The sequence below is a fragment of the Buttiauxella agrestis ATCC 33320 genome, assembly GCF_000735355.1.
Classification (GTDB): domain Bacteria; phylum Pseudomonadota; class Gammaproteobacteria; order Enterobacterales; family Enterobacteriaceae; genus Buttiauxella; species Buttiauxella agrestis.
This window is the reverse complement of the sequence record NZ_JMPI01000074.1, coordinates 61,477-75,856: the sequence shown is the minus strand read 5'-3', so window position 1 is coordinate 75,856 and position 14,380 is coordinate 61,477. Positions and strand designations below refer to the sequence as shown.

Below are 14,380 nucleotides of genomic sequence, written 5' to 3'. Positions count from 1 at the left end.
GGCGATAAATTGATATTCTGCGCGCCTTGTCTTATGGGGGCCGTATGCTAAATATCGTGTTGTTTGAACCTGAAATCCCACCGAATACCGGGAATATCATCCGTCTTTGTGCCAATACCGGCTTCCGGTTGCACATTATCGAGCCGACAGGCTTTGGCTGGGATGATAAGCGTCTTCGTCGCGCAGGGCTGGATTATCACGAATTCGCCGCCGTTAACCGCCATAAAGACTACAGCGCTTTTCTGGAAGCAGAAAACCCACAGCGAATCTTTGCGTTGACCACAAAGGGAACACCTGCGCACAGTGCTGTAAGCTATCAGGATGGGGATTATTTGGTGTTTGGCCCGGAGACGCGTGGCCTGCCTGCAACTATTCTTGATGCTCTGCCAGCTGAACAAAAAATTCGTATTCCGATGATGCCGGACAGCCGCAGCATGAATCTGTCGAACGCAGTATCAGTGGTGGTTTACGAAGCGTGGCGCCAGTTGGGTTATCCCGGCGCCGTTCTGAGAAGCTAGATTCCGTCGCCGTATTCGAAGCCATTGTTGGCTCCGTTAAAGTGCTGATCCATATCAATGGCAGGCATATCGCTTTCAGGTTTACCCACAATCCGCGCAGGAACCCCAGCAGCCGTGGTATGAGGCGGCACTGGTTGTAACACCACTGAACCTGCGCCAATTTTCGCGCCGCGCCCAATTTCAATGTTGCCGAGGATTTTTGCGCCGGCACCAATCATCACGCCTTCACGAATCTTAGGGTGGCGATCGCCACTGGTTTTGCCAGTACCACCCAGCGTTACCGACTGCAAAATCGACACGTCATTTTCAACGATAGCCGTTTCACCGATCACAATGCCGGTGGCGTGATCGAGCATAATCCCACAGCCAATTTTCGCCGCCGGGTGGATATCGACCTGGAACGAGACTGAAACCTGGTTTTGCAGGAATATCGCTAACGCGCGGCGGCCCTCTTTCCACAGCCAGTGGCCGATACGGTAGGATTGCAGCGCATGAAAACCTTTCAGGTATAACAGCGGAGTAGAATATTTATCTACCGCCGGGTCACGGGTGCGCACGGCCTGAATATCGCAGGCGGCGGAGGCAATCATTTGTGGTTCTGCCGCGTAAGCTTCTTCGACAACTTCACGAATCGCGATCGCGGGCATAATCGGGGAAGCAAGTTTATTGGCGAGCATATAGCTCAGCGCACTGCCTAAGTTTTCGTGCTTGAGGAGAGTTGCGTGGTAAAAACTGGCCAACATCGGTTCACAATCGGCAAGCGCTCGCGCTTCGGCTTTAATGTTGTTCCACACCAGATCCAGTTCTTCAGACGACATTGCTCTCTCCAGACAGAAAAACAGCGCCCGGCACAAAGTACCGGAACGCTTCAGTTATTGCGGTTGTGTTGTTCCATCAATTGTAGCTATACCCAAAATAATTCGAGTTGCATCGCGGCGGCAAGAGAACGAATCCCGATGAGCTTACATAAGTAAGTGATTCGGGTGAGTTCACGCAGCCAACAAAGATGCGGCTTGAAGTATGATGGGTATTAACTACCGCTCCGCTCATCCTTGCGAGTACGACCAAGCAAAGTCAATGCTGCCTCGCGAGCGTTTTTTCCGCAATACAATACCTGATAAATTTCCTCGGTTATTGGCATTTCGACGCCTACACGCGCCGCCAGTTCCCGCACTTCTTTGGTATTGCGATAGCCTTCAACAACCTGGCCGATTTTCTGCTGTGCCGAATCCACGTCCGCACCCTGCCCCAGCGCCATGCCGAATCGACGGTTACGTGATTGGTTATCGGTACAAGTCAGTACCAGGTCGCCTAGCCCTGCCATTCCCATAAAGGTTTCAGGATCTGCACCCAAGGCACTACCAAGACGCGTCATTTCCGCAAGGCCACGCGTGATCAATGCCGTTCGAGCGTTAGCACCAAAGCCAATGCCGTCAGACATCCCCGCGCCAATCGCAATCACGTTTTTCACCGCGCCGCCCAACTGCACGCCGATGAAATCCGGGTTACTGTAAACACGGAAGCTTTTGCCACAGTGCAGCAATTGCTGGAGATCCTGAGCAAAAGTTTCGTCCGTTGCTGCCAGTGCAATTGCTGTCGGCAAACCTGCCGCCAGCTCTTTGGCAAACGTCGGGCCGGAAATCACCGCTAATGGGATTTCGTCTCCTAACGCTTCACGCGCAACGTCTTGTAGCAAACGTCCGGTTTCAGCTTCCAGACCTTTAGTCGCCCACACGATACGCGCATCTTTGCGCATAAGCGGCTTAATTTGACGCAGCACTTCGCCGAAAACGTGGCTCGGCACGACAACCAGAATATTGCGGCTGGCAGCCAATGCTTTTGCTAAGTCGCTTTCAAGGTGAAGAGTGTCTGGAAAAGGAACGTCAGGAAGAAATGCAGCATTGCAGCGATCGGCCTGCAATACAGCAAGATGTTTAGGGTCATGGCCCCACAATACGACGTGGTGGCCATTACGCGCCAGGGTGATGGCAAGAGCGGTGCCGTAAGAACCGGCACCGATCACAGTCATTGAAGCATTAAGGCTGTTCATCAGGCATCCTGATGGTTTTCAGCACCTTCGCCTTCGCCAGATTGCTGCTGCAGATAACTCATGAACAGCGCATCGAAGTTAACCGGTGCAAGGTTCAGCTGCGGGAAGGTGCCACGAGAAACCAGGCTAGTGATTGCTTCACGTGCATAAGGGAACAGAATGTTCGGGCAGTACGCACCCAGGCAATGTGCCATCTGCGGACCTTCGATCCCACCGATGGAGAAGATACCCGCCTGCTGAACTTCACACAGGAATGCAGTGTCTTCGCCCAGTGTTGCGGTTACAGTCACACGCAACACAACTTCATAAACGTCGTCTGCCAGTTGGCTGGAAGCCGTATCGAGATCCAGTTTAACTTCTGGCTGCCAGTCTTTCTGGAATACATGCGGTGCATTCGGCGCTTCAAAAGAGATGTCTTTGGTGTAAACACGCTGAATCTGGAAAGCCATTTCTGTGTTGTTTTGTTCTGACATTGTTAAACCCTTAAAAAATTAATACGTCCTTAAACGGCAGTATGCGACAAAGGAACTGCACTAGCGCAGCAGGGGATCGAGTCCACCACGAGCATCGAGTGCGTACAAGTCATCGCAACCACCAATGTGCTGTGCGTCAATAAAAATCTGCGGCACTGTGGTGCGCCCACTGCGTTTAATCATCTCTTCACGCTTAACGGCATCGCCATCAATCGCTAATTCCTGAAACGCGACCCCTTTGCTTTTCAGCAGGTCTTTTGCACGATGGCAAAACGGACAGGTTGCTTTGGTGTAGATTTCAATATTCGCCATGGTCATCCCCAGTGTGCGTCTCGATTTATTTACCGCGAACCAACGGCAGGTTTTCCCCGCTCCAGCCAGCAATCCCTTCTTTCAGCAAAGTGACTTGCTCAAAACCAGCTTTGGTCAGCAGCGCTGCTGATTCTTGAGAAGAAACACCGTTGCCACAAACCACGATCACCGGCTGTGCTTTATGTTTTTCCAGCTCACCGAAGTTGCCACTTTTAATGTCAGCAGGCAACACGTTCAATGAGTTAGCGATATGGCCTTTGCGATAATCATCACGCGAACGTACGTCAACCACAACAGCATCTTCTTTGTTGATCAGGCGTGTCGCTTCGCCACGAGTGATAACTTTAACTTTAGAGGTTAAGCCTTTAAAGGTCATGAAAAGTACGGCGGCCAGTAAGCCAACCCACGCCAGACTAAGTATGGGATGGCGACTAATGAATTGCATAATTTCTTGCATGGGGGGGTGTAACTCCCGACTAAGTAATATGAAAAAACCAGGTGAGGAGTATACATTTGCGTTGTGGCAAATACAGCCAGTCTGCGCCAGGTAATGTGGATTCTGCGGCCTGTTACGAAAAAAATTACCTTAACGACGTAAAACCGATCACAATCCAGCCTCTTTCTTTGATCTTCTGCGGCTATTTACCCCGTGGCCTGTAGTAAAATTACGCAAATTTTGTCTTTGACTTAGAGGTTGTCGCAATGTCAGTTACTAAAAAACCTATGGTTCTGGTGATTCTGGATGGCTATGGCCACCGCGAAGAGCAGCAAGATAACGCTATTCTGAATGCTAAAACCCCGGTTATGGATAACCTGTGGGCGCAGCGTCCACACACGTTGATCAACGCATCCGGCCTGGAAGTCGGTCTGCCAGACGGCCAAATGGGTAACTCCGAAGTTGGCCACGTAAACCTCGGCGCAGGCCGTATTGTTTACCAGGATCTGACTCGTCTGGACGTTGAAATTAAAGAACGTACTTTCTTCGCAAACCCAACGCTGACTGCGGCAGTAGACAAAGCGGTTGCTGCTGGCAAAGCAGTACACATCATGGGTCTGGCATCAGCCGGTGGCGTTCACAGCCACGAAGAACACATTCTGGCAATGATTGAACTGGCCGCAGAGCGTGGCGCAGAAGCAATCTACCTGCACGCATTCCTGGATGGTCGTGACACACCGCCACGCAGCGCAGAATCTTCTCTGAAGAAATTTGCCGACAAATTCGCTGCTCTGGGCAAAGGCCGCGTTGCCTCCCTGATTGGCCGTTACTACGCTATGGACCGCGACAACCGCTGGGATCGCGTTGAACTGGCTTACGATCTGCTGACTCTGGCTCAAGGTGAATTCCAGGCAGAAACTGCTGTTGCAGGTCTGGAAGCAGCTTACGCTCGCGACGAGAACGATGAATTCGTTAAACCGACTGTGATTCGTGCAGAAGGCGAAGCGGATGCCGCAATGAACGACGGCGACGCGCTGATCTTCATGAACTTCCGCGCAGACCGTGCTCGTCAAATTACCCGTACTTTTGTTAACGCTGACTTCGACGGTTTTGCCCGTAAGAAAGTGGTTAACTTCGGCGATTTCGTGATGCTGACCGAATATGCAGCAGACATCAAAGCCGCTTGTGCTTATCCACCAGCTTCACTGACCAATACCTTCGGTGAGTGGATGGCGAAGCATGACAAAACTCAGTTGCGTATCTCCGAAACTGAAAAATATGCTCACGTGACCTTCTTCTATAACGGTGGCGTTGAAGAGCCGTTCGCTGGCGAAGACCGCATTCTGATTAACTCCCCGAAAGTTGCTACTTACGATTTGCAGCCGGAAATGAGTTCTGTCGAACTGACCGAAAAACTGCTGGCAGCTATCAACAGCGGCAAATACGACACCATCATTTGTAACTACCCAAATGGTGATATGGTCGGCCATACCGGTGTTTACGAAGCGGCTATTGCGGCAATCGAAGCGTTGGACCAGTGTATTGCTCAGGTTGTTGCTGCGGTTGAAAATGTCGGTGGGCAATTGCTTATCACCGCTGACCACGGCAACGCAGAGCAGATGGCTGACCCGGCAACAGGCCAGGCGCACACTGCGCACACCAGCCTGCCAGTTCCGTTGATTTATGTCGGTTCCCGTAACGTGAAAGCGGTTGAAGGCGGCAAGCTTTCTGATATCGCACCAACGATGCTGAACCTAATGGGGATGGAAATCCCGCAAGAGATGACTGGCAAGCCGCTGTTCATCGTGGAATAATCCCTCCCCATGAGGGGAAAGGCGATTTTTTCAATAACATGGGCCGTGAAAACGAAACTGTTTTCAGTCAGGCCTATGATGTACGCCAGCGTTTTAAGCGCTGGCGTATTGTTATGCCCCTCGATCAGCCATGCCGACGATCGCGCTGAGTTGAAATCTATTCAGCAGAATATTGCGACTCAAGAACGTGCGGTACGCCAGCAACAGCAACAACGCTCTACATTACTCGCTCAACTCCAGGCACAAGAAAAAGCTATCGCCGAAGCCAGCCGCAAGCTGCGCGATACGCAAAACACGCTTGCCGATCTCAACCGCCAAATCGACACCATGAACGCTTCACTCGCGAAACTGCAAAAACAGCAGGCCTCGCAGGAGCGCAATCTGGCGGCTCAACTTGATGCTGCTTTTCGCCAGGGCCAACATACCGGCATTCAGCTGATTTTAAGCGGCGAAGAAAGCCAGCGTGGGCAACGTTTGCAGGCATATTTTGGTTACCTGAACGCAGCGCGTCAGGAAACTATCGAAAAGCTTAAGCAAACTAAAGCTGAAGTTGATGAGCAAAAAGCCAGTCTGGAATCTAAGCAAACCGAGCAGCAGACCCTTCTCTACGAGCAACAAGCTCAGCAAACTAAGCTTGAAAGCGCGCGTAACGAGCGTAAGAAAACACTGTCTACTCTCGAGTCTTCTTTGCAGCAAGACCAGCAAAAGCTGAGTGAAATGCGCCAGAACCAGTCGCGTCTCCAGGGGCAAATTGCCCGTGCGGAAGCCGCTGCGAAAGCGAGAGCTGAAAAAGAAGCCCGTGAAGCTGAGCAAGTTAAAACTCGCCAAAAGGAAGCGACCAGCAAAGGTAGCACCTATAAACCAACAGAAAGCGAACGTTCACTGATTTCGCGTACGGGTGGCCTCGGCGCTCCACGCGGACAAGCCTTCTGGCCGGTACGTGGGTCAATTTTGCATCGCTATGGCGAACAGCTCCAGGGTGAGCTACGTTGGAAAGGGATAGTTATCGCTGCGGGTGAAGGCACTGAAGTTAAAGCCATTGCTGACGGACGTGTCATTCTCGCCGACTGGTTGCAGGGCTATGGCCTTGTCGTCGTGGTTGAACACGGCAAAGGCGATATGAGTTTGTATGGTTACAACCAAAGCGCGTTGGTTAATGTGGGTACACAAGTTCGCGCCGGCCAGGCGATTGCACTGGTGGGCAACAGTGGTGGTCAGGGCCGCCCGTCACTTTATTTTGAAATCCGTCGCCAGGGCCAGGCCGTCAATCCACAACCGTGGTTGGGAAGATAAGTTTTGCTTCAATTCCGTCGTGTGTCTTTCTTTTTCGTCAGCACACTTATGCTGACAGCTCCCGTTTACGCCGGAAAACTGGCAATAGTGATAGATGACTTCGGTTATCGCCCCGCGCAAGAAAACAAAGTTATCGCCCTGCCTGCCAACATTTCGGTCGCAGTTTTACCCAACGCTCCTCACGCCCGTGAAATGGCCACTAAGGCGCATAACGCCGGGCATGAAGTCCTGATTCATTTGCCGATGGCACCACTGAGTAAACAGCCGCTGGAAAAGGACACGCTGCGCCCGGATATGAGCAGCGGCGAAATCGAACGTATTATTCGCGAAGCAGTGAATGATGTTCCCTATGCCGTGGGCCTCAATAACCACATGGGTAGTGCGATGACATCCAGCCTGTTTGGCATGCAGAAGGTTATGCAGGCGCTGGGGCAATATAATCTTTATTTTCTCGATAGCATGACGATTGGCAATAGCCAGTCGATGCGTGCGGCGGCAGGCACTAACGTCAAAGTTATCAAACGCAAAGTGTTCCTCGACGACACACAAAACGAAGCGGATATTCGTTTCCAGTTTAATCGTGCCGTTGAACTGGCGCGCCGAAATGGCTCTGCGATTGCCATCGGCCACCCGCATCCAACGACCGTTCGCGTACTGCAACAAATGGTCTATAACCTACCTGCGGATATTACGCTGGTGCGCCCGAGCAGTTTGCTCAATGAGCCTCAGGTTGATACTTCAAGGCCTAATAATTCGCGCCCAACTGCACCGGGGAAACCTGTTGAGCAACCGCGTAACCCATTCAAAGGCGTGAACCTTTGCAAGCCTAAACAGCCGTTGCAACCGGTCTATGCAACCACTTTCTTCACGGTGTTAAGTGAAAGCATCAGCCAAAGCCAGTTGCTGAAATACATGCAGCACCAATGGCAAGGCTGGGATTCAACTGTCAAGAAAAGCTAATAAGATGCCAGGATATTCCTGGCATTTTTTTAACGCAATCTGAACCACAGGCGGATCAAAAACCAGGCTTCATGAATTCCGCTGACCCCTTTTGCTAAATCGGTGAAGCGGATATGCTCATGAAATGACTTTCGAACCGCAGCACGATCTTTAATCTTCTTGCGGTAAAGGCCTGAAAGGTGTCCGGTTTCTCTCAAAGCATGAATATAAAGCGGGCGACTAACGGCTGCATATTCAGGAGATTTTGCGTAATTAATTAACTTATTGATGATATCAATGTAACTATAAGCGCGAGGATCGTAATAGCGACCGTGATTGGTAATAGAAGATGTGTTCTTTGAATAGTAATAATCTGGTTCTGGTGAAATATAAAATCGCCCATTAGCCAGAGCCAGTTCCGTGGACCATAAAATATCTTTATGACTGGTACCCACGTGGAAGTTAATATTATTTTCTTTAATATATTTCGAACTTACAATTTGCAACCAAATATAATGCGGCCATTCTCGCACTTTGACAGCATGTTTAATCCATTCGAAACCGGAAATCATGCGGTTGTAAATTTGTTGCCGATGAACTTCCCATCCAGCCAACTTCTGCCCGGGGTTTCCGCGCCAGCCGTTGCATATCAGCACATCACAATTATGCTGTTCAGCTTTAGTGTAGCGATTAAAAATCATGTCGGGTGTGATGGCGTCATCAGCATCCAGCAGAATTAACCACTTCCCACGATGCGCTGCCAACCCGGCATTGCGCGCAATATAGACTCCGCTATTGGGTTGCTCAATAATGACCAACCTTTCATCCTGAATTGAATTAAGTATCTCGCGTGTCTTATCCGTTGAACCATCATTAATAACAATAAGCTCTAAATTTATACGCGTTTCCGCGAGAACACTCTCGACCAGATGACGTATGTTTTCTTCACCATTGTAGACAGGGATAATAACGCTGACTTCTATCGGCGGATGACTCATCTTCAACCTTTTAGCGAACACAAAGAATCAATACAATACTAAAAAACCAGGAAAAAAAAGGCCCAAATTCTGCTTTTGGGCCTTTTTACTGTTAATCCCAGCTAAGAATGACTTTGCCGGATTGACCAGAACGCATGGCATCGAAGCCTTGCTGGAAATCATCAATACCAAAACGGTGCGTGATAATCGGCGACAGATCCAAACCTGACTGAATTAATGCAGCCATTTTGTACCATGTCTCGAACATCTCACGCCCGTAAATTCCCTTAATAAACAGTCCCTTAAAGATGACTTTCGTCCAGTCGATAGACATGTCTGATGGCGGAATACCCAACATTGCAATGCGACCACCATGATTCATGGTGTCGAGCATGGTACGGAACGCTGGCGGAGCACCAGACATCTCCAGACCCACGTCGAAACCTTCGGTCATGCCTAATTCTTTCATGACATCGGTCAGGTTTTCTTTGCTGACGTTAACCGCGCGGGTGACACCCATTTCGCGAGCCAGCTCAAGACGGTACTCATTCACATCGGTGATAACGACATTACGCGCACCAACGTGTTTAGCGACAGCCGCCGCCATAATGCCGATTGGGCCTGCACCAGAAACCAGCACATCTTCACCGACCAGGTCGAAAGACAGCGCGGTGTGAACAGCGTTGCCGAACGGGTCAAAGATAGAGGCTAAATCGTCGGAGATGTTGTCAGGAATTTTGAAAGCATTGAAAGCAGGTAGCACCAGGTATTCTGCGAAGCAGCCTGGACGGTTTACGCCAACGCCTGTCGTGTTACGGCATAAGTGAGTACGACCGGCACGGCAGTTACGGCAGTGGCCGCAAGTGATATGGCCTTCACCGGAAACACGATCGCCAATTTTAAAGCCTTTAACTTCCTGGCCAATACCAACAACTTCACCGACATATTCGTGGCCGACAACCATTGGAACCGGAATAGTCTTTTGTGACCATTCATCCCAGTTATAGATATGCACGTCGGTGCCACAAATGGCAGTTTTACGGATTTTGATCAGCAGATCGTTATGACCCATTTCCGGCTTGGGTGCATCCGTCATCCAGATGCCTTCTTCTGCTTTCAGTTTTGCTAATGCTTTCATGACCGCTCCCTTAGGCGATGACGCCCAACTGTTTGCCGATACGCGTAAATGCGTCAATCGCACGTTCAATTTGTTCAGTCGTGTGAGCCGCAGACATCTGAGTACGGATACGCGCCTGCCCTTTTGGAACCACCGGATAGAAGAATCCAGTGACGTAAATGCCTTCTTTTTGCAGCTCGCGAGCAAAATTCTGCGCAACCACCGCTTCACCCAGCATTACAGGGATGATGGCATGATCGGCACCGGCCAGAGTAAAGCCAGCGGCGGTCATTTTCTCGCGGAACAGGCTGGCATTCGCCCACAGGCGATCGCGCATTTCAGCGCCAGTTTCCAGCATCTCCAGAACTTTAATGGATGCAGAAACAATAGCCGGAGCCAATGAGTTAGAGAAAAGGTACGGGCGCGAACGCTGGCGCAGCCATTCAATCACTTCTTTGCGACCTGCGGTATAACCGCCAGATGCACCACCAAGCGCTTTGCCCAATGTTCCGGTAATGATGTCTACACGATCCATCACGTTGCAATATTCATGCGTGCCACGACCGTTTTCACCCACAAAACCTACCGCGTGAGAATCATCGACCATGACCAGAGCGTCATATTCGTCAGCCAAATCACAAACCCCATTCAGGTTCGCAATCACGCCATCCATAGAGAACACGCCGTCTGTTGCGATCATGATATGGCGAGCACCTGCCGCACGCGCTTCTTTCAGGCGGGCTTCAAGTTCTTGCATGTCATTGTTGGCGTAACGATAACGCTTTGCCTTGCACAAACGCACGCCATCAATGATAGATGCGTGGTTCAGCGCATCGGAGATAATCGCATCTTCCGGGCCAAGCAGTGTTTCAAACAGACCGCCGTTGGCATCAAAACACGAAGAATAAAGAATGGCATCTTCCATTCCGAGGAAGCCGGCCAGTTTGCCTTCCAGCTCTTTGTGGCTGTCTTGTGTTCCACAAATGAAACGCACAGAGGCCATCCCAAAGCCATGCGTATCCATGCCTTGTTTAGCAGCATTGATAAGCTCTGGGTGGTTAGCGAGGCCGAGATAGTTATTGGCGCAGAAGTTGATGACGTGACTACCGTCAGCAACGGTAATATCTGCTTGTTGAGCAGAAGTAATAATACGTTCTTCTTTAAACAACCCTTCCGCTCGTGCGGTTTCAAGTTGGGTTGTTAACTGTTGGTAAAAATCTCCGCGCATTGCGATTCTCCAGGCATGGCTAATTTCGGCACATATTACCCAAACCTATACCAGGACACGAGATGACGCTTCAATGAAATTGATTTTTGCAGCATAAATCACGAGTATCAGAAACTTCCTCTGATTAGGCGGGTCAATGAATGTAATGGTATGATAAGAGCCATTAGCGCGTGAGGTATCGTGCCTTACGGCCCTCTTTTTGTTTAAGGTTTCGCTCATGATTATTGTCACCGGCGGTGCTGGCCTTATCGGCAGCAACATCATTAAGTCCCTGAATGATATTGGCCATACAGATATTCTGGTGGTAGACAACCTGAAGGATGGCACCAAGTTCGCCAACCTCGTGGATTTAAATATCGCCGACTATATGGATAAAGAAGACTTCTTAATCCAGATTATGGCGGGTGAAGAGTTCGGCGATATCGAAGCCATCTTCCACGAAGGCGCATGCTCTTCCACCACCGAGTGGGATGGCAAGTACATGATGGATAACAACTATCAGTACTCCAAAGAAATCCTGCATTATTGCCTGGAACGCGAAATCCCGTTCCTGTATGCCTCTTCTGCTGCAACCTACGGCGGTCGCAATAGCGATTTCATCGAGTCGCGTGAATATGAGCAGCCGCTAAACGTTTATGGTTACTCGAAATTCTTGTTCGATGAATACGTGCGTCAAATCCTGCCAGAAGCAAATTCCCAGATTACCGGCTTCCGCTACTTCAATGTCTACGGACCACGTGAAGGCCATAAAGGCAGCATGGCGAGCGTTGCATTCCATCTGAACACCCAGCTCACCAACGGTGAAAATCCAAAACTGTTTGAAGGCAGCGACAGCTTTAAACGTGACTTCATCTATGTTGGCGATGTCGCCGCCGTTAACCTGTGGTTCTGGCAGAATGGCGTATCCGGTATTTATAACTGTGGTACCGGCCGAGCGGAATCTTTCCAGGCTATTGCCGATGCAGCGCTGGCGTTCCATAAAAAAGGCAGCATTGAGTACATTCCATTCCCGGAAAAGCTCAAAGGCCGCTACCAAGAATTTACTCAGGCTGATTTGACCAATCTGCGTGCCGCAGGGTACGACAAGCCATTTAAAACTGTTGCCGAAGGCGTAACAGAATATATGGCCTGGCTGAACCGTGACGCATAAGCAGGTAGCCTGACGCATGAAAATACTGGTGATTGGCCCGTCATGGGTAGGCGACATGATGATGTCGCAAAGTCTTTATCGCACGCTCAAGGCGCGCTATCCCCAGGCAATAATTGATGTAATGGCACCGGCCTGGTGCCGTCCATTATTATCACGTATGCCCGAAGTTAACGAAGCGCTGGCGATGCCACTCGGCCATGGTGCTCTTGAGATTGGTGAACGACGCCGTCTCGGACACGCGCTGCGCGAGAAGCGTTACGATCAGGCCTATGTGCTGCCAAATTCGTTCAAGTCCGCACTCGTCCCCTTCTTTGCCAATATTCCACAACGCACCGGCTGGCGCGGCGAAATGCGCTACGGATTGCTCAACGATGCGCGCGTTCTGGATAAACAAGCCTGGCCTTTGATGGTCGAGCGCTACATTGCTCTGGCTTATGAAAAAGGACGGATGCAGTCGGCAAAAGATCTTCCTCAGCCGTTACTGTGGCCCCAGTTGCAAGTTAACGATGGGGAAAAAGTTCAGGCGTGCGAAGCTTTTAGCCTTGATGCCCAACGTCCAATTATTGGTTTCTGTCCTGGCGCTGAGTTCGGCCCAGCCAAGCGCTGGCCGCATTATCACTACGCGACTCTGGCCGGAAAACTCATTGATGACGGCTATCAAGTTGTCTTATTCGGTTCTGCTAAAGACAAAGACGCCGGGAATGACATCGTCGCCGCATTGACGTCGCAGCAGCAAGCGTATTGCCGCAATCTGGCGGGAGACACTGAACTTGAGCAAGCGGTTATTTTAATTGCGGCTTGTCAGGCCGTGGTTTCAAACGATTCTGGCTTGATGCACGTTGCGGCGGCACTTAACCGCCCACTTGTCGCGTTATATGGCCCAAGTAGCCCGGACTTTACACCGCCACTTTCCCATAAGGCACGGGTAATTCGTCTGATCACAGGCTACCACAAGGTGCGTAAAGGCGATGCCGCGGAAGGTTATCATCAAAGTTTGATTGATATAACGCCAGAGCGCGTGATTGAAGAGCTAACGGCTCTGTTACGAGCTGAGAAGGAAGTGTAATGCGGGTATTGATCGTAAAAACATCATCAATGGGTGATGTCCTGCACACGCTGCCAGCCCTGACGGATGCAATGCAGGCTATTCCTGGTATCCGCTTTGATTGGGTCGTTGAAGAAGGTTTCGCACAAATTCCCACCTGGCATCCCGCAGTAGATAAAGTTCTTCCCGTGGCGATCCGCCGTTGGCGTAAGAATTGGTTTTCAGCCCCGATAAAAGCCGAACGCAAAGCGTTTGTTCAGGCGTTACGCGCCGAGCAATACGATGCGATTATTGATGCGCAAGGTCTTATCAAAAGTGCAGCATTAGTAACGCGAAAAGCGCGAGGAATTAAGCACGGTATGGACTGGAGCAGCGCTCGTGAACCACTGGCCAGTCTATTTTACAATCGCCGCCACTCAATCGCTAAACAACAACATGCTGTTGAGCGCACTCGAGAATTGTTCGCGAAAAGTTTGAACTACAAAAAGCCTTCATCACAGGGCGACTATGCTATTTCGGGTCATTTTCTAAATACTCCAAATACTGACAATGCCCGTTACGCAGTGTTTTTACATGCGACAACTCGTGATGATAAACACTGGCCAGAATCACACTGGCGAGAATTGATAGGAATGATGAAGGATTCAGGAATACAGATCAAACTTCCGTGGGGCGCTCCGCATGAGCAAGAACGAGCAAACAGGCTGGCTGAAGGCTTTAGCTTTGTAGAAGTGCTGCCAAGAATGAGCCTGGAAGAAATTGCGCGGGTACTAGCAGGTGCGGAATTTGTGGTGTCAGTGGATACTGGTTTAAGCCATTTGACAGCCGCTCTGGATAGGCCAAATGTGACTTTGTATGGCCCAACAGACCCAGGATTGATTGGCGGTTACGGACAGAATCAAGTGGTGTGCAGTTCGAAGACAGAGGATTTAAACGATCTCAATGCTAATGATGTCATCCATTCATTTTCTGTACTTAAGAAACACACTCTCGATTGAGTAACAGTATTCATAAATTTTTATTCCGTT

At 50.2% G+C, this 14,380-nt stretch carries 15 protein-coding genes; 7 read left to right on the top strand and 8 right to left on the bottom strand.

Going from position 1 to position 14,380, the window contains the following annotated elements; all coding sequences use genetic code 11:
• Window positions 1-44: 44 nt before the first annotated feature.
• Window positions 45-518 carry a tRNA (uridine(34)/cytosine(34)/5-carboxymethylaminomethyluridine(34)-2'-O)-methyltransferase TrmL gene (gene trmL, locus GBAG_RS20980; RefSeq protein ID WP_034500032.1) on the top strand — a complete coding sequence of 158 codons (474 nt, stop codon included), beginning with the start codon at window positions 45-47 and terminating at the stop codon, window positions 516-518.
• Here the strand turns inward: trmL and cysE are convergent.
• The 5 genes from cysE to GBAG_RS20955 form a co-directional block, all read right to left on the bottom strand.
• Window positions 515-1,336, bottom strand: a complete 822-nt coding sequence (cysE, locus tag GBAG_RS20975) for a serine O-acetyltransferase (protein ID WP_034500031.1) — start codon at window positions 1,334-1,336, stop codon at window positions 515-517. The genes trmL and cysE overlap by 4 nt on opposite strands.
• A 212-nt stretch (window positions 1,337-1,548) precedes the next feature.
• Complete coding sequence (gene gpsA, locus GBAG_RS20970; protein WP_034500030.1) at window positions 1,549-2,568, bottom strand: NAD(P)H-dependent glycerol-3-phosphate dehydrogenase; 1,020 nt, start codon at window positions 2,566-2,568, stop codon at window positions 1,549-1,551.
• Window positions 2,568-3,041: a protein-export chaperone SecB gene (secB, locus tag GBAG_RS20965; RefSeq protein ID WP_034461441.1), complete on the bottom strand. Its 474-nt coding sequence runs from the start codon at window positions 3,039-3,041 to the stop codon at window positions 2,568-2,570. The genes gpsA and secB overlap by 1 nt, the downstream gene beginning before the upstream one ends.
• 60 nt (window positions 3,042-3,101) lie before the next feature.
• Window positions 3,102-3,353: a glutaredoxin 3 gene (gene grxC / locus GBAG_RS20960; protein ID WP_034500028.1), complete on the bottom strand. Its 252-nt coding sequence runs from the start codon at window positions 3,351-3,353 to the stop codon at window positions 3,102-3,104.
• 25 nt (window positions 3,354-3,378) lie between these two features.
• On the bottom strand, window positions 3,379-3,810 hold the full coding sequence (locus tag GBAG_RS20955; RefSeq protein WP_034500027.1) for a rhodanese-like domain-containing protein: 432 nt from the start codon (window positions 3,808-3,810) through the stop codon (window positions 3,379-3,381).
• Between the two features lie 245 nt (window positions 3,811-4,055).
• Between GBAG_RS20955 and gpmM the strand changes: the two genes are divergently transcribed.
• Genes gpmM through GBAG_RS20940 form a run of 3 tightly spaced genes read left to right on the top strand, consistent with a single transcriptional unit; the run spans window position 4,056 to window position 7,856 of the window.
• Window positions 4,056-5,603 (top strand): 2,3-bisphosphoglycerate-independent phosphoglycerate mutase, encoded by a 1,548-nt coding sequence (gpmM, locus tag GBAG_RS20950; RefSeq protein WP_034500026.1) that lies wholly within the window; start codon window positions 4,056-4,058, stop codon window positions 5,601-5,603.
• A gap of 9 nt (window positions 5,604-5,612) precedes the next feature.
• Window positions 5,613-6,896 carry a murein hydrolase activator EnvC gene (gene envC / locus GBAG_RS20945; protein WP_034500024.1) on the top strand — a complete coding sequence of 428 codons (1,284 nt, stop codon included), beginning with the start codon at window positions 5,613-5,615 and terminating at the stop codon, window positions 6,894-6,896.
• 3 nt (window positions 6,897-6,899) lie between these two features.
• Window positions 6,900-7,856, top strand: a complete 957-nt coding sequence (locus GBAG_RS20940; protein ID WP_034500023.1) for a divergent polysaccharide deacetylase family protein — start codon at window positions 6,900-6,902, stop codon at window positions 7,854-7,856.
• Between the two features lie 29 nt (window positions 7,857-7,885).
• On the opposite strand, the gene GBAG_RS20935 is transcribed toward GBAG_RS20940, so the two are convergent.
• From GBAG_RS20935 to kbl, 3 genes are all read right to left on the bottom strand, one after another.
• Entirely contained in the window at window positions 7,886-8,833 is a 948-nt protein-coding gene (locus tag GBAG_RS20935) for a glycosyltransferase (protein WP_034500021.1), read from the bottom strand.
• 91 nt (window positions 8,834-8,924) lie between these two features.
• Complete coding sequence (gene tdh, locus GBAG_RS20930) at window positions 8,925-9,950, bottom strand: L-threonine 3-dehydrogenase (protein ID WP_034500019.1); 1,026 nt, start codon at window positions 9,948-9,950, stop codon at window positions 8,925-8,927.
• 10 nt (window positions 9,951-9,960) lie between these two features.
• Window positions 9,961-11,157, bottom strand: coding sequence for a glycine C-acetyltransferase (kbl, locus tag GBAG_RS20925; RefSeq protein ID WP_034500018.1), 1,197 nt, complete (start codon window positions 11,155-11,157; stop codon window positions 9,961-9,963).
• A 217-nt stretch (window positions 11,158-11,374) separates the two neighbouring features.
• Here kbl and rfaD point away from each other — a divergent pair, with 217 nt between their 5' ends.
• The 3 genes from rfaD to rfaC are packed head-to-tail and all read left to right on the top strand — an operon-like array spanning window position 11,375 to window position 14,350.
• A complete protein-coding gene (gene rfaD / locus GBAG_RS20920; RefSeq protein ID WP_034500016.1) occupies window positions 11,375-12,307 on the top strand; it encodes an ADP-glyceromanno-heptose 6-epimerase in 933 nt (310 codons plus the stop codon).
• A 16-nt stretch (window positions 12,308-12,323) separates the two neighbouring features.
• On the top strand, window positions 12,324-13,373 hold the full coding sequence (gene rfaF / locus GBAG_RS20915) for an ADP-heptose--LPS heptosyltransferase RfaF (protein ID WP_034500014.1): 1,050 nt from the start codon (window positions 12,324-12,326) through the stop codon (window positions 13,371-13,373).
• Window positions 13,373-14,350: a lipopolysaccharide heptosyltransferase RfaC gene (gene rfaC / locus GBAG_RS20910; RefSeq protein ID WP_034500011.1), complete on the top strand. Its 978-nt coding sequence runs from the start codon at window positions 13,373-13,375 to the stop codon at window positions 14,348-14,350. The genes rfaF and rfaC overlap by 1 nt, the downstream gene beginning before the upstream one ends.
• Window positions 14,351-14,380: the final 30 nt, after the last annotated feature.

What these genes read in the sequence shown, in the direction of transcription:
- trmL (WP_034500032.1), top strand. Translation starts at nt 45, where the DNA reads ATGCTAAATATCGTGTTGTTTGAACCTGAAATCCCACCGAATACCGGG.
- cysE (WP_034500031.1), bottom strand. Translation starts at nt 1,336, where the DNA reads ATGTCGTCTGAAGAACTGGATCTGGTGTGGAACAACATTAAAGCCGAA.
- gpsA (WP_034500030.1), bottom strand. Translation starts at nt 2,568, where the DNA reads ATGAACAGCCTTAATGCTTCAATGACTGTGATCGGTGCCGGTTCTTAC.
- secB (WP_034461441.1), bottom strand. Translation starts at nt 3,041, where the DNA reads ATGTCAGAACAAAACAACACAGAAATGGCTTTCCAGATTCAGCGTGTT.
- grxC (WP_034500028.1), bottom strand. Translation starts at nt 3,353, where the DNA reads ATGGCGAATATTGAAATCTACACCAAAGCAACCTGTCCGTTTTGCCAT.
- GBAG_RS20955 (WP_034500027.1), bottom strand. Translation starts at nt 3,810, where the DNA reads ATGCAAGAAATTATGCAATTCATTAGTCGCCATCCCATACTTAGTCTG.
- gpmM (WP_034500026.1), top strand. Translation starts at nt 4,056, where the DNA reads ATGTCAGTTACTAAAAAACCTATGGTTCTGGTGATTCTGGATGGCTAT.
- envC (WP_034500024.1), top strand. Translation starts at nt 5,613, where the DNA reads ATGAGGGGAAAGGCGATTTTTTCAATAACATGGGCCGTGAAAACGAAA.
- GBAG_RS20935 (WP_034500021.1), bottom strand. Translation starts at nt 8,833, where the DNA reads ATGAGTCATCCGCCGATAGAAGTCAGCGTTATTATCCCTGTCTACAAT.
- tdh (WP_034500019.1), bottom strand. Translation starts at nt 9,950, where the DNA reads ATGAAAGCATTAGCAAAACTGAAAGCAGAAGAAGGCATCTGGATGACG.
- kbl (WP_034500018.1), bottom strand. Translation starts at nt 11,157, where the DNA reads ATGCGCGGAGATTTTTACCAACAGTTAACAACCCAACTTGAAACCGCA.
- rfaD (WP_034500016.1), top strand. Translation starts at nt 11,375, where the DNA reads ATGATTATTGTCACCGGCGGTGCTGGCCTTATCGGCAGCAACATCATT.
- rfaF (WP_034500014.1), top strand. Translation starts at nt 12,324, where the DNA reads ATGAAAATACTGGTGATTGGCCCGTCATGGGTAGGCGACATGATGATG.
- rfaC (WP_034500011.1), top strand. Translation starts at nt 13,373, where the DNA reads ATGCGGGTATTGATCGTAAAAACATCATCAATGGGTGATGTCCTGCAC.